The sequence below is a fragment of the Sporichthya brevicatena genome, from assembly GCF_039525035.1.
Lineage (GTDB): Bacteria > Actinomycetota > Actinomycetes > Sporichthyales > Sporichthyaceae > Sporichthya > Sporichthya brevicatena.
This window is the reverse complement of the sequence record NZ_BAAAHE010000018.1, coordinates 48,359-67,869: the sequence shown is the minus strand read 5'-3', so window position 1 is coordinate 67,869 and position 19,511 is coordinate 48,359. Positions and strand designations below refer to the sequence as shown.

16 protein-coding genes are annotated in these 19,511 nt (G+C 70.6%); 9 read left to right on the top strand and 7 right to left on the bottom strand.

All coding sequences use genetic code 11. The features are described from left to right. Positions 1-116: 116 nt before the first annotated feature. Complete coding sequence (locus tag ABD401_RS12305; protein WP_344605053.1) at positions 117-521, bottom strand: DUF5318 family protein; 405 nt, start codon at positions 519-521, stop codon at positions 117-119. A 217-nt stretch (positions 522-738) separates the two neighbouring features. On the opposite strand from ABD401_RS12305, the gene ABD401_RS12300 reads away from it, so the two are divergent. The 4 genes from ABD401_RS12300 (at position 739) to ABD401_RS12285 (ending at position 5,229) form a co-directional block, all read left to right on the top strand. Further along, a complete protein-coding gene (locus ABD401_RS12300) occupies positions 739-1,338 on the top strand; it encodes a PadR family transcriptional regulator (RefSeq protein ID WP_344605051.1) in 600 nt (199 codons plus the stop codon). Between the two features lie 14 nt (positions 1,339-1,352). Beyond that, positions 1,353-2,432 carry an inositol-3-phosphate synthase gene (locus ABD401_RS12295; protein WP_344605049.1) on the top strand — a complete coding sequence of 360 codons (1,080 nt, stop codon included), beginning with the start codon at positions 1,353-1,355 and terminating at the stop codon, positions 2,430-2,432. A 93-nt stretch (positions 2,433-2,525) separates the two neighbouring features. Next, positions 2,526-3,896, top strand: coding sequence for an MFS transporter (locus tag ABD401_RS12290; protein ID WP_344605047.1), 1,371 nt, complete (start codon positions 2,526-2,528; stop codon positions 3,894-3,896). Positions 3,897-3,906: 10 nt separating this feature from the next. Next, positions 3,907-5,229, top strand: coding sequence for an MFS transporter (locus tag ABD401_RS12285; RefSeq protein ID WP_344605045.1), 1,323 nt, complete (start codon positions 3,907-3,909; stop codon positions 5,227-5,229). A gap of 7 nt (positions 5,230-5,236) precedes the next feature. Here ABD401_RS12285 and ABD401_RS12280 read toward each other — a convergent pair whose 3' ends face one another. The 6 genes from ABD401_RS12280 to ABD401_RS12255 all read right to left on the bottom strand — a co-directional run bounded on the left by ABD401_RS12280 (position 5,237) and on the right by ABD401_RS12255 (position 12,747). Beyond that, complete coding sequence (locus tag ABD401_RS12280; RefSeq protein ID WP_344605043.1) at positions 5,237-6,280, bottom strand: ABC transporter ATP-binding protein; 1,044 nt, start codon at positions 6,278-6,280, stop codon at positions 5,237-5,239. Further along, the gene (locus tag ABD401_RS12275) at positions 6,261-7,301 is read right to left on the bottom strand and encodes an ABC transporter ATP-binding protein (protein WP_344605041.1); all 1,041 of its coding nucleotides are present in this window, start codon (positions 7,299-7,301) and stop codon (positions 6,261-6,263) included. The genes ABD401_RS12280 and ABD401_RS12275 overlap by 20 nt, the downstream gene beginning before the upstream one ends. Before the next feature lie 11 nt (positions 7,302-7,312). Then, the gene (locus ABD401_RS12270; protein WP_344605039.1) at positions 7,313-8,245 is read right to left on the bottom strand and encodes an ABC transporter permease; all 933 of its coding nucleotides are present in this window, start codon (positions 8,243-8,245) and stop codon (positions 7,313-7,315) included. Next, entirely contained in the window at positions 8,238-9,161 is a 924-nt protein-coding gene (locus tag ABD401_RS12265; protein ID WP_344605037.1) for an ABC transporter permease, read from the bottom strand. The genes ABD401_RS12270 and ABD401_RS12265 overlap by 8 nt, the downstream gene beginning before the upstream one ends. 166 nt (positions 9,162-9,327) lie before the next feature. Then, complete coding sequence (locus ABD401_RS12260) at positions 9,328-11,004, bottom strand: peptide ABC transporter substrate-binding protein (protein WP_344605036.1); 1,677 nt, start codon at positions 11,002-11,004, stop codon at positions 9,328-9,330. A gap of 219 nt (positions 11,005-11,223) precedes the next feature. Continuing rightward, the gene (locus ABD401_RS12255; protein ID WP_344605034.1) at positions 11,224-12,747 is read right to left on the bottom strand and encodes a CCA tRNA nucleotidyltransferase; all 1,524 of its coding nucleotides are present in this window, start codon (positions 12,745-12,747) and stop codon (positions 11,224-11,226) included. A gap of 125 nt (positions 12,748-12,872) precedes the next feature. Between ABD401_RS12255 and ABD401_RS12250 the strand changes: the two genes are divergently transcribed. The 5 genes from ABD401_RS12250 (at position 12,873) to ABD401_RS12230 (ending at position 19,448) form a co-directional block, all read left to right on the top strand. Further along, positions 12,873-13,388 carry a hypothetical protein gene (locus ABD401_RS12250; RefSeq protein ID WP_344605032.1) on the top strand — a complete coding sequence of 172 codons (516 nt, stop codon included), beginning with the start codon at positions 12,873-12,875 and terminating at the stop codon, positions 13,386-13,388. A 136-nt stretch (positions 13,389-13,524) separates the two neighbouring features. Next, positions 13,525-14,004, top strand: coding sequence for an NUDIX hydrolase (locus ABD401_RS12245; RefSeq protein ID WP_344605030.1), 480 nt, complete (start codon positions 13,525-13,527; stop codon positions 14,002-14,004). Continuing rightward, the gene (locus ABD401_RS12240; protein WP_344605028.1) at positions 14,001-16,094 is read left to right on the top strand and encodes a DUF6049 family protein; all 2,094 of its coding nucleotides are present in this window, start codon (positions 14,001-14,003) and stop codon (positions 16,092-16,094) included. The genes ABD401_RS12245 and ABD401_RS12240 overlap by 4 nt, the downstream gene beginning before the upstream one ends. Beyond that, entirely contained in the window at positions 16,091-17,794 is a 1,704-nt protein-coding gene (gene murJ, locus ABD401_RS12235) for a murein biosynthesis integral membrane protein MurJ (protein WP_344605026.1), read from the top strand. Before ABD401_RS12240 ends, murJ begins: the two co-directional genes overlap by 4 nt. Before the next feature lie 190 nt (positions 17,795-17,984). Then, positions 17,985-19,448: a protein kinase family protein gene (locus tag ABD401_RS12230; RefSeq protein ID WP_344605024.1), complete on the top strand. Its 1,464-nt coding sequence runs from the start codon at positions 17,985-17,987 to the stop codon at positions 19,446-19,448. The last annotated feature ends 63 nt before the right edge of the window (positions 19,449-19,511 follow it).

The following is a 19,511-nucleotide window of genomic DNA, read 5'->3' as shown; positions in this document are numbered from 1 at the left end:
CGCCCGGCCGCGGCCGGCGGGTCCGGGCGGAACCAGGCGTCCTCGGCCGCGAGCGGCCCGGCCGCCGTCTTCTCGTCGTTCCGCCGGCGGAACGGATTCTTGGAAGCCACTTACCTCTACTCCTCGGCGGCTCGGCGCCGGCGGCCGCGACTGCGAGGCACACCGTCACCGAGGACGTACGACGAACTCAGATGATTCCAGGAGCAGTTGCGGCAGACCTCGACGACGTACACCCGGAACTCGCCGAATTCTCGTGCCATCGGCTCGAGCTCCGTGGTCGCCTTGATCCGTCCGGAGTATTGCCCCAGTTCGTCCCCGAACACGTAGGTGACGTGCGTCAGCGGTTCCTTCCGGCACACCGGACACAGCGCGTCCGTGGGTTCGCCGTGGAATTTCGCTGCGCGGAGCAGGTAGGGGTCGGCGTCACAGACGTCGGTGGTGTGCGCCGTCCCCGCGTGCAGCGCATGCAACGTCGCACGCCGCTGGAGGGCGTAGTCGACGAACAGACGCTGGGACCACATGGCGAGCAATGTACGCCGACGACCGTGCTCCCCCTGGGGTCCCGAGACCACCTCGTGACCTCGCCGACACCGGTTGTGTCGTCGACACGCGGGCGCCGCCCGGGGTTTGCGATCCGGCCATCGGCGACGTAAGGTCCCTTCCGGTTCGTTATATCGAGTCGATACATCCGCGCGATCTATCGAAATCGGACTTCGAGGGATCGAGGAGGTGGGACGGATGGCCAAGCGCACGGGAGTGCTCGAGGTCGCGGTCCTGGGTCTTCTCCACGAGTCCCCGATGCACGGGTACGAGCTGCGCAAGCGACTGAACACGCTGCTCGGCACGTTCCGCGCGATCTCGTACGGCTCGCTCTACCCCTGCCTCAAGGGCATGGTCCGGGCCGGCTGGATCGCCGAGGAGGACCCCGCCGAGACCGAGGGCGCCCGCCCCGGCAAGCGGGCCAAGATCGTGTACAAGCTGACCGCCGACGGCAAGGAGCACTTCGCCGAGCTGATGGCGGCGAGCGGGCCGGAGGAATGGGACGACGACAACTTCGGCGTCCGCTTTGCCTTCTTCTCGCGCACGGACGCGGCCGTCCGGCTGCGCATCCTCGAGGGGCGACGAGGCCGCCTCGAGGAGCGCATGGACGGCTTCCGCAACGCCGCCGCCCGCACCGCGGAGCGCGTGGACAGTTACACGCTCGAACTCCAGCGCCACGGCCTGGAGTCCGTCGAGCGGGAAGTGCGCTGGCTCACCGAGCTGATCGACACCGAGCGCGCCAACCCCCGCCCGGCCGTCCCACCCACCCCCCGCACCACCACCGAGAATCCGAAGTAAGGGAGTACCCAGACATGGGTTCGGTCCGCGTAGCAATCGTCGGCGTCGGCAACTGCGCCTCGTCGCTGGTCCAGGGCGTCGAGTTCTACAAGAACGCCGACCCCAGCCAGCGGGTCCCTGGCCTCATGCACGTCCAGTTCGGCCCGTACCACGTGGGGGACGTGGAGTTCGTGGCCGCGTTCGACGTGGATGCCAAGAAGGTCGGCCGCGACCTCTCCGAGGCCATCACCGCCTCCGAGAACAACACCATCCAGTTCGCGGACGTGCCGCCGCTGGGTGTCACCGTCCAGCGTGGTCCGACCCACGACGGTCTCGGTGAGTACTACCTCGAGATGGTCGACGAGTCCGACGAGCAGCCGGTGGACGTCGTCCAGGCGCTCAAGGACGCGAACGTCGACGTCCTCGTCTCCTACCTGCCGGTCGGCTCCGAGATCGCCGACAAGTACTACGCGCAGTGCTGCCTCGACGCGGGCGTCGCCTTCGTCAACGCGCTGCCGGTCTTCATCGCCTCCGACCCCGTCTGGGCGCAGAAGTTCACCGACGCGGGTGTCCCGATCGTCGGTGACGACATCAAGTCCCAGGTCGGCGCGACCATCACGCACCGCGTCATGGCCAAGCTGTTCGAGGACCGCGGCGTCGAGCTGCTGCGCACGTACCAGCTCAACTTCGGCGGCAACATGGACTTCAAGAACATGCTGGAGCGCAAGCGTCTGAAGTCGAAGAAGATCTCGAAGACCCAGTCGGTCACCTCGCAGATCCCGCACGAGATGCGTGCCGAAGAGGTCCACATCGGCCCGTCCGACCACGTGCCGTGGCTCGACGACCGCAAGTGGGCGTACGTCCGCCTCGAGGGCAAGTCCTTCGGTGACACCCCGCTGAACCTGGAGTACAAGCTCGAGGTCTGGGACTCCCCGAACTCGGCCGGCGTCATCATCGACGCGGTCCGCGCGGCGAAGATCGCCAAGGACCGCGGCATCGGCGGCCCGATCCTCTCCGCCTCCTCGTACTTCATGAAGTCGCCGCCGGAGCAGTACAGCGACGACGAGTGCCGCGAGCTGGTGGAGAAGTTCATCCGCGGCGAGGTCGAGCGCTAAACCGCACAGCTGTACGTCGAGGCCGTCCCCGCCCGGGGGCGGCCTCGTCGCATTTGTGCACGTTCGGTTCACCGCGCCACGTAGCCTCGTCGCGTGTCCTCCGTCGCCGACCTGCGCCGCGTGCTGCGGCACGGCGACTTCCGGAAGCTGTTCGCGACCCGGCTGGCCTCCCAGGCCGCCGACGGGATGTTCCAGGTCGCGCTCGCGTCGTTCGTCTTCTTCTCCCCCGAGCGGGCGGGGACCGCGAGTTCGGCGGCCGCGACCTTCACGGTGCTCCTGCTGCCGTACACGCTGGTCGGGCCGTTCGCCGGGGTGTTCCTCGACCGCTGGCGCCGCCGGCAGGTGCTGGTCGGGGCGTCGGCGGCGCGGGCCGTGGTCGTCACCGGCGTCGCCCTGATCGCCTGGCAGGACGACACCGGGCCGGTCCTCTACGTCACCGCGCTGGTCGCGCTCTCGATCAACCGCTTCTACCTGGCAGCGCTGTCGGCCTCGATGCCCCACGTCGTGGATCACGACGAGCTGATCATGGCCAACTCCGTCAGCGTGACCGCCGGTTCCATCGCCGCGATGCTCGGCGGCGGCGTCGGGCTGGCGGTCGGCGCGCTCGCGGGTGAGGAGCACGGCGACCCCGTCACGATGCTCGTCACCGCGGCGGCCTACCTGGGCGCGTCCGGTCTCGCGACCCGGATGGGCCGCGACCTGCTCGGCCCCGACCTCACCGACGAGCCGCCGGCCGTGCGGGAGGCGGTCCGGCACGTCGCGGCCGGCCTCGTCGACGGCACCCGCCACATCTGGCACCAGCCGCCGGCCCGGAACGCGCTCGCGGCGACCACGGCCCTGCGCTTCTGCTACGCCCTCGCGGCGCTGGCCGCGATCCTGCTCTACCGGAACCACTTCAACGACCCCGGCGGTGACGGGGACGAGGCGATGGCCGAGCTCGCGGTCGTCTTCGGCGCCGGCGCGGTCGGGTACTTCGTCGCCGCGGTGCTGACGCCGCCGGTCAGCGCGCGGATGGGCAAGCCGGCGCTGATCGTCTGGGCGCTGGTCACCGCCGGGGTCCTGGGGTTCGCGTGCGGTGTCCCGTACACGCCGGCGTTGGTGGTCGCCGGGTCGTTCGTGCTCGGTGTCACGACTCAGACCGTGAAGATCTGTGTGGACACGATCGTGCAGGAATCGATCGCCGACGCCTACCGCGGCCGGGTCTTCGCCGGGTACGACACCGTCTTCAACCTGGCCTTCATCGCCGCCGCCGGCCTCGGCGCCCTCGCGATGCCGGATTCCGGCAAGTCGTACCCGCTCCTGGTCGGGGTCAGCATCGGCTACCTCGTCACCGCGGTGCTCTACGGCCGCACCCTCGCCCGGCGCGGTTCCGCGGGGGAGGACGCGGGGGAGGAAAGGAACGAAAACCCCATGACAGGTTCTTCGGTGAGCGAAGCCGCCACGGAGGATCCGGCGCGTACCTAGCCTCGATCGCGTGTCCTTCGCGTCGGACTTCCGTGCGGTGGTGCAGCACCGGGACTTCCGCAAGCTGTACGCCACACGGCTGGCCGGGCAGGCCTCGGACGGCATGTTCCAGATGGCGCTGGCGTCCTACGTCTTCTTCTCGCCGGAGCGCCAGGCCGACGCCGGCGCCGCGGCGGCCGCCCTCGCGACGCTGCTGCTGCCGTACACCTTCATCGGCCCGTTCGCCGGGGTGTACCTCGACCGGTGGCGGCGCCGGCACGTCCTGGTGCGGGCCAACCTCATGCGCGCGAGCCTCGTCGGCGTCGTCGCTGCCCTCGCGTGGACCGGGGTCACCGGCGTCGCGCTGTTCGCCACCGCGCTGGTCGCGATCTCGATCAACCGGTTCTTCCTGACCACACTCGGGGCGTCGCTCCCGCACGTCGTCGACCGCGACGACCTGATCATGGCGAACTCGGTCTCGGCGACCTCCGGAACGATGGCGTCCCTCGCGGGCGGTGGGCTCGGGCTCGCGCTGCACCAGAGCATGGCCGGCGGCCGGGGCACCGACGCCGCGTTGATGCTCGCGGCCGTGGCCGGCTACCTCTGCTCGGCGCTGCTGGCGTGCCGGATCGAGCGCGACCTGCTCGGCCCGGACGGCAGCGTCCCCACGATGTCGGCCGGTCAGGCCCTGCGCACCACGGCGGCCGGGCTGGCGGGCGGGGCCCGGCACGTCTGGGCGCGGCCGATGGCGCGCAACTGTCTCGCGGTGCTCGCCGCGCAGCGCTTCTGCTACGGCACCGGCACGATCGCGACGCTGCTGCTGTACCGCAACTACTTCAACGACCCGGAGCACGGCGTCGACGCCGCGATGCGGGGGCTCGGCCTGGTCTTCGGCGCCGCCGGGGCCGGCTTCTTCGTCGCCGCCACGATCACCCCGGTGATCACGCGGCGGATCGGCAAGCCGGCCTGGATCGTCCTCGCGCTGACGGCCGCCGCGGTCTTCGGCTTCGCGCTGGTCGCCCCCTACGAGCCGCCGCCCCTGGTGCTCGGGGCGTTTCTGCTCGGGATCGCCGCCCAGTCGGTGAAGCTCTGCGTCGACACGATCGTGCAGGAGTCGGTCGAGGACGCCTTCCGCGGTCGGGTCTTCGCCCTCGCCGACATGCTGTTCAACCTCGCGTTCGTCGGCGCGGCCGCCGTCGCCTCGCTCGTGATGCCGGAGTCGGGCAAGTCCTACGCCCTGCTCTCGGCCGTCAGCATCGGCTACGCCGTCACCGCCGTCCTGTTCCTCCGCACCGCCCTCAGGCAGCCGGCGACCGCGTCGGCGCCGGCGTCCGCGGCGCTCCAGATCCCCTGACCCCGGGTCAGTCCTGGACCGGGATGACGTTCCGCTCCTCGGCGAAGTGGCAGGCGCTCGGGTGATTCGCCGCCCGGACGACGAGTTCCGGGACCTGCTCGGCGCAGATGTCCTGCGCCTTCCAGCACCGGGTCCGGAACCGGCAGCCCGAGGGCGGGTTGGCCGGACTCGGGACATCGCCCTCGAGCCGGATGATCTGCCGCTGACCGCGCAGGCTCGGGTCGGGCACGGGCACCGCGGAGAGCAGGGCCTGGGTGTACGGGTGTGTGGGGTGCTCGTAGATCTCGACGTCCGACCCGGTCTCGACGATCTTGCCGAGATACATGACCGCGACGCGGTCGGAGAGGTGCCGGACGACCGACAGGTCGTGCGCGATGAAGATGTAGGAGAGCCCGAACTCGTCCTGCAGCTTCTCGAGCAGGTTCATGACCTGTGCCTGGATCGAGACGTCGAGCGCGGAGACGGGCTCGTCGCAGATGATGATCTCCGGGCGCAACGCGAGCGCCCGGGCGATCCCGATGCGCTGCCGCTGGCCGCCGGAGAACTGGTGCGGGTAGCGGTTGATGTGTTCGGGGTTCAGACCCACGAAGTCGAGCAGTTCCTTGACCCGGGCGGCCCGGTCGCCCTTCGGCGCCACCTCCGGGTGGATCTCGAAGGGCTCACCGACGATGTCCGCGACGGTCATCCGTGGGTTCAGCGAGGAGTAGGGATCCTGCATGACGAGCTGGATCTGCCGGCGCAGCCGACGCTGCGCGTCGCCCTTGAGCTTGAAGATGTCGTCGCCGTTGTAGATCGCCGACCCTGACGTCGGCTTCTCCAGCCCCATCAACAGTTTCGCGACGGTCGACTTCCCGCAGCCGGACTCACCGACCAGGCCGAGCGTCTCCCCGCGGCGAAGCTCGAAGCTCACCCCGTCGACGGCGCGCACCGCACCGATCTGCCGCTTGAACAACACCCCCCGGGCGATCGGGAAGTGCTTCACCAGGTCGTCGACCTTGAGGACGACCTCGCCCGTCGGCCTTCCCTGCGCGTCACTTGGCGAGGTTGTCATTCCGCACCTCCTCCCAGTAGTGGCACGCGCTGCCGCGGCCACCGGGGATCTCGTACAGCGGCGGGGTGTCGACCTCGCACCGCGCCCGTTTGCGCGGGCAGCGGGGATGGAACGAGCAGCCGGTCGGCAGGCGGGTGAGGGTCGGTGGCAGACCCTTGATCACCGAGATGTCCTGGCCCTTCATGTCGAGCCGCGGGATCGAGGACAGCAGCCCCTCGGTGTACGGGTGGGCCGGCGCTGCGTAGAGGTCCTGGACCGACGCCTCCTCCACGATGCGCCCGGCGTACATGACCGCGCACTTGTCCGCGACGTCGGCGACGACCCCGAGGTCGTGGGTGATGAGGATCAGGCCCATGCCCAGATCACGCTGCAGTTCGGCGAGCAGGTCCATCACCTGGGCCTGGACCGTGACGTCGAGCGCCGTGGTCGGCTCGTCGGCGATCAGCAGCGCGGGGTTGAGCGCGATGGACATCGCGATCATCACGCGCTGGCGCATGCCGCCCGAGAACTGGTGCGGATAGTCGTTGACGCGCGACTTGGCGGACGGGATCCGGACCCGGTCCATCAACTCGATCGCCTTGGCCTTGGCCTCCTTGCGCGACATGCCCTGGTGGACCCGGAACATCTCGCCGATCTGCCAGCCGACCGTGAACACGGGGTTCAGCGCGGAGAGCGCGTCCTGGAAGATCATCGCCATCTCGGCGCCCCGCAGCTTGCGGCGCTCGTCGGGCGTGAGCTCGAAGAGGTTCTGCCCGCGGAAGCGGACCTGACCGCCCGTCACGAATCCGGGGGGCGAGTCGAGGATCCCCATGATCGCCTGGGCGGTCACGCTCTTGCCGGAACCGGACTCGCCGAGCACGGCCAGCGTCTCGCCGGAGTTGACCGTGTAGGTCACGCCGTTGACGGCCTTCGCCACGCCCTCGCGGGTGCGGAACTCCACCTGCAGGTCGCTGACCTCCAGGAGCGGGGCGTCCGCCGACGGCAGTTCGAAGGAGACCTCGGTCGGTTGTTCAGCTGCCACTCGCGGTCCTCTCAGCGCAGCTTCGGGTCGAGGGCGTCACGCACGGCGTCGCCGAGCATGATGAACGCCAGCACCGTGATCGACAGGAACACCGCCGGGAAGAACAACATGTGCGGACTCGACTGCATGTAGCCCGTGGCGCGGTTGATGTCGATGCCCCACGAGACGACCGGCGGGCGGAGACCGACGCCGAGGTAGGACAACGTGGCCTCGGCCCCGATGAACGCACCGAGGGCGACCGTCGCGTAGACGATGGCCGGCTGCACCGCGTTCGGCAGCACGTGCGTCCGCAGGATCCGCGGGGAGGAGGCACCGAGCGCGCGCGCGGCCGCGACGTAGTCCGCCTGTTTGATCTGCAGCACGCTCGATCTCATGAGGCGGCCCATCGCCGGCCACACGAGCACGGTCAGCGCCAGGACGACCTTCATGACCGGGATCCAGAACGCGGTGTCGGACCCGGTGGGCAGCGAGATCAGGACGATGATCGCGCCGAGGATGAACGGGATGCCGTAGAAGACGTCTGCGGTACGGGAGATCACCGTGTCGACGAACCCGCCGAAGTACCCGGCGATCATGCCGAGGGTGACCCCGACGACGAACACCATCGCCGCGGCGAGCACCCCGACGACCACCGAGGCGCGAGCGCCGTAGATGGTGCGCGCGTAGACGTCGCAACCGAGCAGGTCCCGTCCGAACCAGGCGTCGCCTGACGGCCCTTCACGGGCGTAGAGGGGGACGCAGTCGCGCGGCCCCCGCGACGTGAACAGGCCGGGGAACGCGGCCATCACGATCAGGATCCCGATCATGACGACGGCCGCGATGACCATCGGGCGCTTCCGTAGATCGTCCCAGGCGTCGCGACCGAGAGATCGCGCGGACTCCTGGGACCCCTCGCCGACGTGGGCGGAGGTCAGGTCGGCCGAGACGGCGGACGGATCACTCATAGCGAATCCTCGGGTCGAGGACGGCGTACATCAGGTCGATGATCAGACTGACCACCAGGAAGATCAGGATCAGGAAGGTGGCGACACCGACCACCAGCGCTCCCTCACGCAACGCGATCGCGCGGAAGACAAGACCACCGACGCCGGGGATGTTGAAGATGCCCTCGGTGACGATCGCGCCGCCGAGCAGGCTCCCGAACTCGGTGCCGAGGAACGTGATGATCGGGATCATCGAGTTCCGCATGGTGTGGATGCCCACCACCCGGTGCTCCGGCATCCCCTTCGCTCGGGCGGTGCGGACGAAGTCGGCGCGCAGGTTCTCCGCGACGCTGGTTCTGGTTATTCGGGTGGCGTAGGCGAGGGACAGAGATCCCACCGCCATGCCGGGCATGATCAGTTGGCCCCAGGACCCGTTGGTCGCGGTCACCGGGAACAGCCCCATCTTGATCCCGAGGAAGTACTGCATCGTCGTGCCGATGACGAAGATCGGCAGCGAGATCACGAACAGGGTCCCGGCCAGGGAGACGCGGTCGAACAATCCGTTGCGTCTGACGCCGGCGATGATCCCGGCACCGACGCCCACGATGGCGACGAAGATGATCGCGATCGTGCCCAGCCGGAGCGTCACCGGATAGGTCCGCTTGATCTCGTCGAGCACGTCGTCGCCCGAGGCCGTCGTCCCGAAGTCGCCCTGCGCGAGCCCCTTCAGGTAGTGGCCGTACTGGACCGGGAGGGGGTCGTCCAGGTGCAGGCGCTCGGTCTCGGCCCGGACGTACTCCGCCGAGCAGGGTCGCTCACCGCACTTGCCCGCCAGCGGGTCGCCCGGCAGGGCGTAGACCATCGCGAAGACGAGGAAGGTCGCGCCCAGGAGGACGAACGCCATCTGGAGAAGGCGCCTGAGGACGTAACGACCCATCAGCAGCTCCAGGGGACGGTCTGAGCACCGGGCGGGCGACCCGGCGCGATCAGGCTACGCGGATCCGGACGGTCCGGCGGAGAACCGGGCCCCGGAACAGCGATGGTCCCCCGCGGTGTGTGCGAGGGACCATCAGCTGACGGTGGAACCGGTTCGGCGCGTGGACTTACTTGATGACCGTCACCGACGAGAAGTCGTAGGTGCCGAACACCGTGACCTTCACGTTGGTGACCTTGTTCGAGTGCCCGTGGATGGCCGCGCCGTACCAGAGCGGGATGGCGGGCATGTCCTCCGCCAGCAGAGCCTCGGCCTGCTGGTAGAGCGCGTAGCCCTCCTCCTCGCTCGCCGCCGCGGCCGCGTCGTTCAGCAGCTTGTCGAACTCCTTGTTCGAGTAGTTGCCGTCGTTCGACGAGGCGTTGGTCTTGTAGATCGGCTCGAGGAAGTTCTCGATCGACGGGTAGTCCATCTGCCACCCGGTGCGGAACATGCCCTTCTGCTCCTTGGCCTCGATAGCGGAGCGGAAGCTCGCGAAGTCGACCGAGCCCTTGGCGATGCACTCGACACCGAGAACGCTGCGGATGCTGTTGCAGACCGCCTCGGTCCACACCTCGTGGTTGCCGCCGCCGTTGTAGGCGAGCGTCATCGTGCCGTTGTAGCCGCCGGCTTCCTCGAAGAGCTGCTTGGCCCGCTCGGGGTTGTAGGTGCAGTACTCACCGCACGCGCCGGCCTTGTAGCCGTTGACGACCGGGGAGACCCAGCCGGTGGCCGGCTCCCGCTCCGGGAAGGCGAGCTTGATGACCTGCTCCCGGTCGATCGCCATGGAGATCGCCTGCCGGAGCTTCGGGTTCGAGTACGACGGGTCGGTCTTGGTCGGCGGGAAGGTGATCGACTGGAACACGCCCTCGGCGCGGGTCGCGAAGCGGCCACCGAGGTCCCGCGCGTAGAGGCGGTCGAGCTGCTTGCTCGTCGGGATGATGTTCGTGATGTCCAGCTGGTTCGCCTGCACGTCCGCGTAGGCGGCGTCCTCGCTGGTGTAGATCCGGTAGATGACCTTGTCGATGTGCGGCTTACGCGCCCGGTCGTAGTTCGGGTCCTTCTCGAGGACGATCTCGCGGTCCGGGTTGAACGAGGTCAGCTTGAACGGACCGGCACCGATCGGCTTCTTGCCGAAGGACTTGCCCTTGTCCTTGAAGAACGACTCGGGCAGCGGGGAGAAGGCGGTGTAGCCGAGCCGGATCGGGAACGTCGAGTTACGCCGCGTCAGCGTGATCGTGAACGTCGTGTCGTTGACCTTCTTCAGGCCCGACAGCTTGTCGGTCTTGGGGTCCGGCGGGTCCTTCGGGCCGTCGCCGTCCGGGTCCTCCGGGTTCACGTCCTCGAAGCCCTGGATCTGGGAGAAGAAGGACGCGTTCTGCTGGGCGTTCTTCGCGTACGCGGCGAAGTTCCACGCGTCGATGAAGCTGTCGGCGTCGACCTCGGTGCCGTCGTGGAACTTGACGCCCTTGAGCAGCTTGACCGTGAAGGTCTTGCTGTCCTTGGTCTCGATCGACTCGGCGAGGTCGTTCTCGAGGTCGCCGGTCTCCGGGTGGTACCGGACCAGCTTCGCGGTGACGTTGTCGAGCACGTCGCCGCCGCAGACCTCAGCGGTGTCCGCCGGCAGCAGGGGACGCTCGGGCTTGCAGCCGTGGACGCTGACGGTGCCGCCCTCGGTGATCGGGCCGGTCAGGTTGCCCTGAGCGTCCGAGCCGGCGTTGTTGTCGTCGTCGCCGCCGCAGCCGGTCGCCAGGAGCATCCCTGCGGCGGCCAGCGCCACCACTTTGTGTCCGCGCTTCAGGGCTCTCATCCGGTCGCTCCTCCTAGCAGGCTGTCCAAGCAGGTGTGGTTACGCAGGGTGGTGCCGTCAGAGCATTCCTACATCCGCCGAGGTCACTCGGCATAGGTGACTCGCACCGTAGGCAGGGTTAAGTGCCCAACGGCAGGGCCCGTTACCGGTTCGGAATGCGTTTCGGGTGTTGCGCCGGCCCGGAACGCCCCATTGGAGCGAAATGTCCGTTCGCCTGCGTTACTGCGGCGTTCCGGTTCCTTTCCCGGGTTCGCTTCCGGGCTCGTCGGCGGACTCGGACCGGGCCGCCCACCACGCGTGGAGCTCGGCGCGCGCCTCCTCCTCCGTCATCGGGCCGCGGTCCATGCGGAGTTCGAGGAGGTACTTGTAGGCCTCGCCGACGACCGGGCCGGGCCGGATCCCGAGCTCGGCCATGATCGCGTTGCCGTCGAGGGCGGGCCGGATCGAGGCCAGCTCCTCCTGCTCGGCGAGCACCGCGATGCGCTCCTCGAGGGAGTCGTAGGACCGGGCGAGGGCCGCGGCCTTGCGCTTGTTGCGGGTCGTGCAGTCCGCCCGGGTCAGCTTGTGGAGCCGCGGCAGCAGGTGCCCGGCGTCGCGGACGTACCGGCGCACCGCCGAGTCGGTCCACTCCCCGGTGCCGTAGCCGTGGAAGCGCAGGTGCAGCTCGACGAGCCGGGCGACGTCCTCGGTCGTGGCCTTGTCGAAGCGCAGCGCCTTCATCCGAGCCGCGGTCAGTTTCTTCCCGACCACCTCGTGGTGGTGGAAGCTGACGCGACCGCCCGGCTCGTTGCGCCGGGTCTTCGGCTTGCCGACGTCGTGCATGAGCGCGGCGAAGCGGAGCGTGAAGTCCGGCCCGTCGTCCTCGAGGTCGATGGCCTGCTCGAGCACGGTCAGCGTGTGCTCGTAGACGTCCTTGTGCCGGTGGTGCTCGTCGATCTCCAGGCGCATCTTCGGCACCTCGGGCAGCACGCGCTCCGCGAGACCGGTCTCGACGAGCGTCTCCAGCCCACGCCGGGGGAACCGCGCGCAGACCAGCTTGACCAGCTCGTCGCGCACCCGCTCGGCCGAGACGATCTCGATGCGGTCCGCCATCGCGGTCATGGCCGCGGAGACCTCCGGCGCGATGCCGATGCCGAGCTGGGCGGTGAACCGGGCGGCCCGCATCATGCGGAGCGGGTCGTCGGAGAAGGACTCCTCCGGGCTGCGGGGGGTGCGCAGGACGCCGGCCGCGAGGTCGACCAGGCCGTTGTGCGGGTCGACGAACCGGATCTCCGGCAGCTCGACCGCCATGGCGTTGACGGTGAAGTCCCGCCGGACGAGGTCCTCGGCGAGGCTGGTGCCGTACTCGATCTCGGGCTTGCGGGAGGACCGGTCGTAGGCGTCGGTCCGCCAGGTCGTGATCTCGAGCTGGAAGTCCCCGCGCCGGGCGCCGATCGTGCCGAACGCGGCGCCGACGTCCCAGATCGCCTCGGCCCAGCCGCGCAGGATCTCCGCCGTCCGCTCGGGACGGGCGGACGTCGTGAAGTCGAGGTCGGCGCCGAGGCGGCCGAGCAGGGCGTCGCGCACCGAGCCGCCGACCAGCGCGATCTGCTCGCCGGCGGCCACGAACCGGTCCGCGAGCTCGACGGCGACGGGGGCGGCCTTGAGCAGTTCGCCCACCGCGCGTCGCTGGGCCGCCGACAGGGCCGCCGGGTTCGGGGTCGGCGCCGCGGTCGACGAGCTGGGAGTGGAGCGTCCGGACACGAGGGGCCAGCCTAGGTGACGGGGGCGGGCGCCACGACGATCGGCCAAAAGGGGACCAAATCCCGACATCGCGGGGCAACCCGGGTCACGCTGTGATCACCTGACGCCACCCCCTGGAGTTCCCGATGTCGCTGCTCACTCCTTCTGCCGGTCTGCTCGCCGCGTCCGTCGTGGCCGCCGGCGTCGCCCTGCCGCTCGCCGCCGCCACCCCCGCGTCCGCCGCCTGCCTGGCGCAGACCATCTACCAGGTCACCGACCACCAGCGGACCCATCTCAAGGTCGGCGGCACGACCATCAAGTTCAACAAGCCCGGCACCCACACCGTGCAGATCACGAAGAAGGGTCTCCTGACCGCGAAGTACGGCACGGACAACGTGGACGACCAGCTCGGCATCAAGAAGGCCGTGCAGGCCAAGTGGCCCAAGGTCAAGAACGCCGTGACGGTCACCAAGGGTCACAAGAAGACCTTCAAGACGGGTTCGGGCGAGCGCGTGACCGTGAGCTACGCCAGCTACGGCGACAAGGTCAAGTGGGCCAAGGTGGCGGTCAAGGGCAACTGCTCGACCACCGTCCTCGACTCCGGCACCGCGAAGTTCCCCCGGCGCAACCTCGACTGGCTCTTCGCGATCGCCATGAGCTGAGGCTCAGCCGCCGGCACCGGACCGGCACCGCAACCACAACCGAACCGACATCCGAACCGCCGGGCGTGGCCGACTCAGCCGCGCCCGGCGGAGCAACGGCCCGCGCCGGGAGTGATCACCGGACTAGCATCGAGGGATGCCGTCGCCCTCGCCGTCGCCGTCCAAGCGGTTACGGACCGTGTCGGAGGTCTCGGCCGGCGGCCTCGTGGTGGACCGCGCCGGGCCGGTGCCTCAGGGCGCCCTGATCGGGCGCTTCGACAAGCGTGGCCGCCTGCTCTGGTCCCTGCCGAAGGGGCACCTCGAGGCGGGCGAGACGGCGGAGGACGCCGCGGTCCGTGAGGTCGAGGAGGAGACCGGCATCCGGGGCTCCGTCCTGGCCAAACTGGGTGTGATCGACTTCTGGTTCGTCGCCGGCGGCGCCCGGATCCACAAGACCGTGCACCACTTCCTCCTCGAGGCGCAGTCCGGCGAGCTGTCCGACGCCGACGTCGAGGTGGACGAGGTGGCCTGGGTCCCGCTGGAGGAACTACCGTCCCGGCTGGCCTACGACACCGAGCGCAAGCTGATGGCCAAGGTGCCCGAACAGCTGGCGATCGCGGCCGAGCAGACGCCGTGAGCGCGCGGTGGCGACGCGCCCCCGCCGTGGTCACCGCGATCGCTCTGTTGGTGGGTGCCCCGGCGCTGGCGGGCGCAACGGCCGGCGCCACGGCCGCGGTCGGCCCGGCCGACGTCCGGACCGCGGCGGCGAACCAGGAGGGCCGGCTCGAGCTGACCTCGGTCGCCCCCGTCGCCCCCCGGCCGACGGGCCGGATCACGGTGCGCGGCAACCTCGTCAATCCGGGCGGTGACGCGTTCTCCGACATCTCGGTCGGGCTCCGCGTCTCGACCGCCCCCCTGACCAGCCGGGGCGACCTGGCGGCGATCGCCGCCGGGTCCGACGACCGGCGCTCGATGCGGACCGTGCCCGGTGCGACCCGGATCCCCGGCGAGGTGACCTCGGGTCGCGTCTCGCCCTGGCAGGTCTCGGTCCCCGCCAAGGCGCTGCGGCTGCCGGGCAACGGTGTCTATGTGCTCGAGATCCGCGCGACCGGCCGGATCGGCAACGGTGAGCTGCGCGAGCTGTCGACCCTGACGACGTTCCTGCCGTTCCTCCCCAACGCGGAGGGTTACTCCCCGACGAAGCTGACCTGGATCTGGCCGCTCGTCGGGACCCCGGCGCGCGACGCGCACGGCGTCTTCCTTCCCGGCACCTCGAACGCGGAGCTCCTGCCCGGCGGACGGCTGGCCGACCTCGCGGTCGCCCCGGGCCAGGTCCCGGTCACCTGGATGGTCGACCCCGAGCTGCTCGAGAGCGCGGCCGCGCTGTCCGCGGACCACGAGCGGCAGGAGGGGCGCGGCACGACGGCGGAGGAGGGTGATCCCGCGGCCGGCCGTTGGCTCGCGGAGCTCAAGGCCCGCCTCGCGAACACCCCGGTCGCGGCGCTGCCCTACGCCGACCCCGACGTCGTCGCGCTGACCCGGCACGGCGACCCCGGCGCACTCGAGCGGGCGGTCGCGCGGTCGAAGGAGGTCACCGGCGCCCGGCTCGGCCGGGAGTCGGACACCACCGTCGCGTGGCCGGCGGACGGGTTCGCCGACGCCAAGACCCTGGGCGCACTGCGCCGGGCGGGCGCCAAGACCGTCGTGCTCTCCAGCTCCGCGCTGATGCTCGCCAGCGAGCGGACCTACACCCCGACCGGCCGGGCCCGCATCGAGTCCGACGACGGCTCGCTCGAGGTCCTCGTCGCCGACCAGGGCCTGATCGACACGCTCTCGGTCGACTTCGGCGCGCCCGGGGCCGCCGCACTCGCCGCGCAGCGGTTCCTCGCCGAGACTGCCCTGATCACCCTCGAGCGCCCGAACGCCGCCCGCACGATCCTGGTCGCGCCGCCGCGCCGATGGGCCCCGCCCGCCGGCTGGTCCGCCGCGCTGCTCGACGCCGTCGAGCGCACGCCGTGGGTCCGCACCGTCGGGCTCGCGTCGTTGTCCCGGACCCGGGTGCCCACCGAGTACGCCGGCGCGACGCTGGTCTACCCGCAGTCCGCGACCGCGGCGGAGCTCGCCGCCGCGCAGGTGGCCCGGATGGGGCAGGCCGGAGCGGCCGCCGAGGGCCTGGTCCGGCTGTTCGCCCGGCCGGGCGGTCTCGAGACGACCTACACCGGTGCCCTGCTCAGCTCGGTGTCGACGGCCTGGCGCACCAACCGCTCCGGCGGCCGCGACTACGCCCTCGCCGTGAGCGACCGCATCTCCTCCGACATCGACCAGGTCCAGGTGATCGGCCGGGACCTGGTCACGCTCTCGAGCACCCGCGGCACGATCCCCCTGACGGTGTCGAACCAGCTCGACCAGGCGATCCGGGTCCGCCCGGTGCTCCGTCCGCGGGTCGGCAGCCGCCTGAGCGTCACCAACCCGGACCTGATCACGATCGGCGCCGGCCGCAAGCAGACGGTGCGCGTCCCCGCCGAGGCCTCGTCCAACGGCATCACCCAGGTGGACGTCCAGCTGCTCGACGCGACCGGCATGCCGTTCGGGGACACCACCCAGTTGCGGGTCAACGTCACCAGCTTCGGCAAGGTGGGCCTGATCGTGCTGATCGCGGCGGGCAGCGTCCTGTTCGGCACGGCGATCCTGCGCAACGTCCGCCGCCTCCGGAGACCCGCCGCATGAGTTCAGCGCCCCCCGATCCGCCCGCCGGTCCCACGGCCGAGCCTGCCGCCGAGCCTACCGCCGAGCCCACGGCCGAGCCCAGCATCACCCGCTCCAGCGCGGTGATGGCGGCGGGGACCGTCCTGTCGCGGATCACCGGCTTCGGACGCGACGTCGTCCTGACCTGGGCCATCGGCACCACGGCGTTCTCGGTGACCTACAACGTCGCGAACACCGTGCCGAACATCGTCTACATCCTGCTGGCCGGCGGCGTGCTCAACGCAGTGTTCGTCCCGCAGCTGGTGAAGGCGATGCGGGAGGACCCCGACGGCGGCAAGGCCTTCGCCGACCGGCTGATCACGGCGATCGGCCTCGTGCTGCTCGTCATCACCGTCGCCGCGGTGATCGCGGCGCCGCTGGTGATCTCGGCGTACGCCTACGCCTTCACCCACGGCGAGGGGTCGGAGGCGAACTACGACGTCGCGGTCACCTTCGCCCGCTACCTGCTGCCGCAGATCTTCTTCTACGGCCTGCACGTGATGCTGGGGCAGGTGCTCAACGCCCGGGGCCGCTTCGGGCCGATGATGTTCGCCCCGATCCTGAACAACCTCGTCGTCATCGTCACCGGCGTGATGTTCCTCGTGATCACCGCCGGCGAGCACCCGAGCACCGAGACGATCAGCGACGGCGAGATGCGTCTGCTCGGCATCGGCACCACGCTCGGCGTCGTGGTGCAGGCGCTCGCGCTGCTCCCGTTCCTCAAGTCCTCGGGCTACCGGTACCGGCCCCGGTTCGACCTGCGCGGCACCGGCCTCGGCCAGGCCTACCGGCTGGCCACCTGGACCCTGCTGTTCGTCCTGGTCAACCAGATCGCCTACCTCGTCGTGGTCCAGATCGCGACCGGGATCGAGGAGACGGCCGCCGCGGACGGCTACCCCGGCCGCGGTTTCACGCCGTACACGAAGGCGTACCTGATCATGCTGCTCCCGCACGCCGTGATCACGGTGTCGGTGGTGACGGCGCTGCTGCCCCGGATGGCCCGGGCGGTGACCGACAACCGGCTCGACGACGTCCGCGCCGACCTGGCCGGCGGCATGAGACTGACCGGCGCCGCGCTGATCCCGGCCGCGATCGCGTTCATCGTGCTCGGACCGAGCATGGCGGTCCTCGGCTTCGGCCACGGCAACACCTCGGTCGCCAACGCGGAGTACATCGGCTACGTCCTCGCCGCGTTCGCCGTGGCGCTGGTCCCGTTCTCGGTGCACCACCAGCTGCTGCGCGGGTTCTACGCCTTCTCCGACACCCGCACCCCGGTGACGATCAACGTCTGGATCGCGGGGACGAACATCGCGCTCGCCCTCGCCTGCGTCACGTTCCTGCCCGCGCGGTGGGTGGCGGTCGGGCTCGCGCTCAGCTATGCCGCGTCCTACGCGGTCGGTGTCCAGATCTCCGCCCGCAAGCTCGGGCGCTACCTGGGCCCGCTCGACGGCGGGGTCGTCCGGACCTACGAGCGGATGGCGCTGGCCGCCGTCCTCGCCGCGATCCCGGCGGTGGCGATCGGCGAGATCGCCGACCGGATCTGGGGCAGCGGCACGACGGCCGCCGCGGTCAGCGTGCTCGCGGGCGGCGGCGCGATGCTCGCGGCGTACCTGGGAATCACCCTGCGCATGCGGATCGCCGAGGTGACCCAGTTGTTGGGGCCGGTTCTCCGGCGCGGCTGACCTGTCCGGCCGACGTGTTCCGGCCGACGTGTTCCGGCCGGCATGTTCCGGCCGGCACGTCACGGCTGGCGCGGTTCGGCTCCGGCCGCTCCGGCGAACGCCTAGCATGGCCGCGAGGGGCTGTTCGGGGACCCGGCGGGAACTGACGGCCGCTGCCGACCTTGGCACGCCCGGTCAGGAGGACGGTGAGGTGGTCTCAGCCACCCCGGAGGTGGGAACGCGCCTCGCCGACCGCTACCGCCTGCTGGAGTGCATCGAGAAGTCGGACGGGTTCTCCACCTGGCAGGCCACCGACGAGAAGCTGGCCCGGTCGGTCGGGATCCACATCCTGCCGAGCGACGCGGAGCTGACGCCCACGGTCCTCGAGGCTGCCCAGTTGGCCGCGACCGTCGACGACCCCCGGTTCCTCCGGGTGCTCGACGCCGTCCACCGCGAGCCGTACGCCTACGTCGTGCACGAGTGGTTGCCGGACGCGCAGCCGCTCTCGACGGTGCTCGCCCACGGACCGCTGGACCCCGACGTCGCGCAGACCATGATCCGCGACGCCGCCGAGGCGCTGGCCGCCGCGCACGAGGCCGGGCTGGCGCACCTGCGGCTGCAGGCCGACACCGTCCTGGTCCTGCCGTCGGGCCACGTGAAGATCCTCGGCCTCTGCGTCGAGGCTGCCCTGCACTCCACGACCGCCGGCGACCCCGCCCGCTCCGACGCCCGGGGACTGGGCCGCGTGCTCTACGCGGCCCTGACCGCGCGGTGGCCGGAGGGCGAGGCCTTCGGGCTGGCGGCGGCCCCGTTCGAGCACGGCGCGATCTGCACCCCGCGTCAGGTCCGGGCCGGCGTGCCGGACGCGATGGACGCGATCGTCGACCGGCTCCTGAACCCGACCCCCCGCGCCGGCAGCCCGCTGCGCAGCCCGGGGGAACTCAAGGACACGCTGCACCAGCTGCCCCGCCCCCGCCCGCCGAGCGGCGGACCCTCGGCCGACACGACGGGCACGATGTCGGCGGTCGTCACCGGGATCCTGTCCCCGATGCCTACTCCGGACGGGTGGAAACCGTCCGCGGCGACCCGCGGCGCGCAGGTGGCGGTCATCGGGATGCTGGTGATCGGCCTGGTCCTGCTCAGCTGGCAGCTCCTGCGGGCCCTCGCCCCGGAGAGCCTCGGCGGCCAGGCGAACACGCCGGAGGCGGCCGCACCGCTGGTCGCGATCCCGATCGTCGCGGCCCGCGACTTCGACCCGCCGCCCGGGAACGGCTCCGAGAACCCGAAGCAGGCCCGCTACGCCGTCGACGACCGGCCCCGCACCGCCTGGCGCACCGTCGCGTACAACACCCGCGCCTTCGGCGGGCTGAAGCCGGGAGTCGGCCTGGTGCTCGACCTCGGCGACGCGCAGACCGTCCGCCAGGTGAAGCTGCGCCTGCCCGACGAGGGGGCCACGATCGAGGTCCGGGCCGCGGCGCTGACCGCGAACGCCGCCCCGTCCACCCTGTCCGCCTTCCGGGTGGCGGCGAGCACCACGGCGGCCGCCCGCGAGGAGACGATCCGCTTCGCGTCGGCCGTTCGGACCCGGTTCGTCCTGATCTGGATCACCCAGCTCCCGCCCGGTCCCGGCCCGACCTACCGGGGTGGCATCTCCGAGGTCACGGTGAGCGGGTAAGACTGCGGGTAGGTCGGCCGGCGAGTCGCCCGGTCAAGCTGCGCGTGAGGGCCCTCATACGCG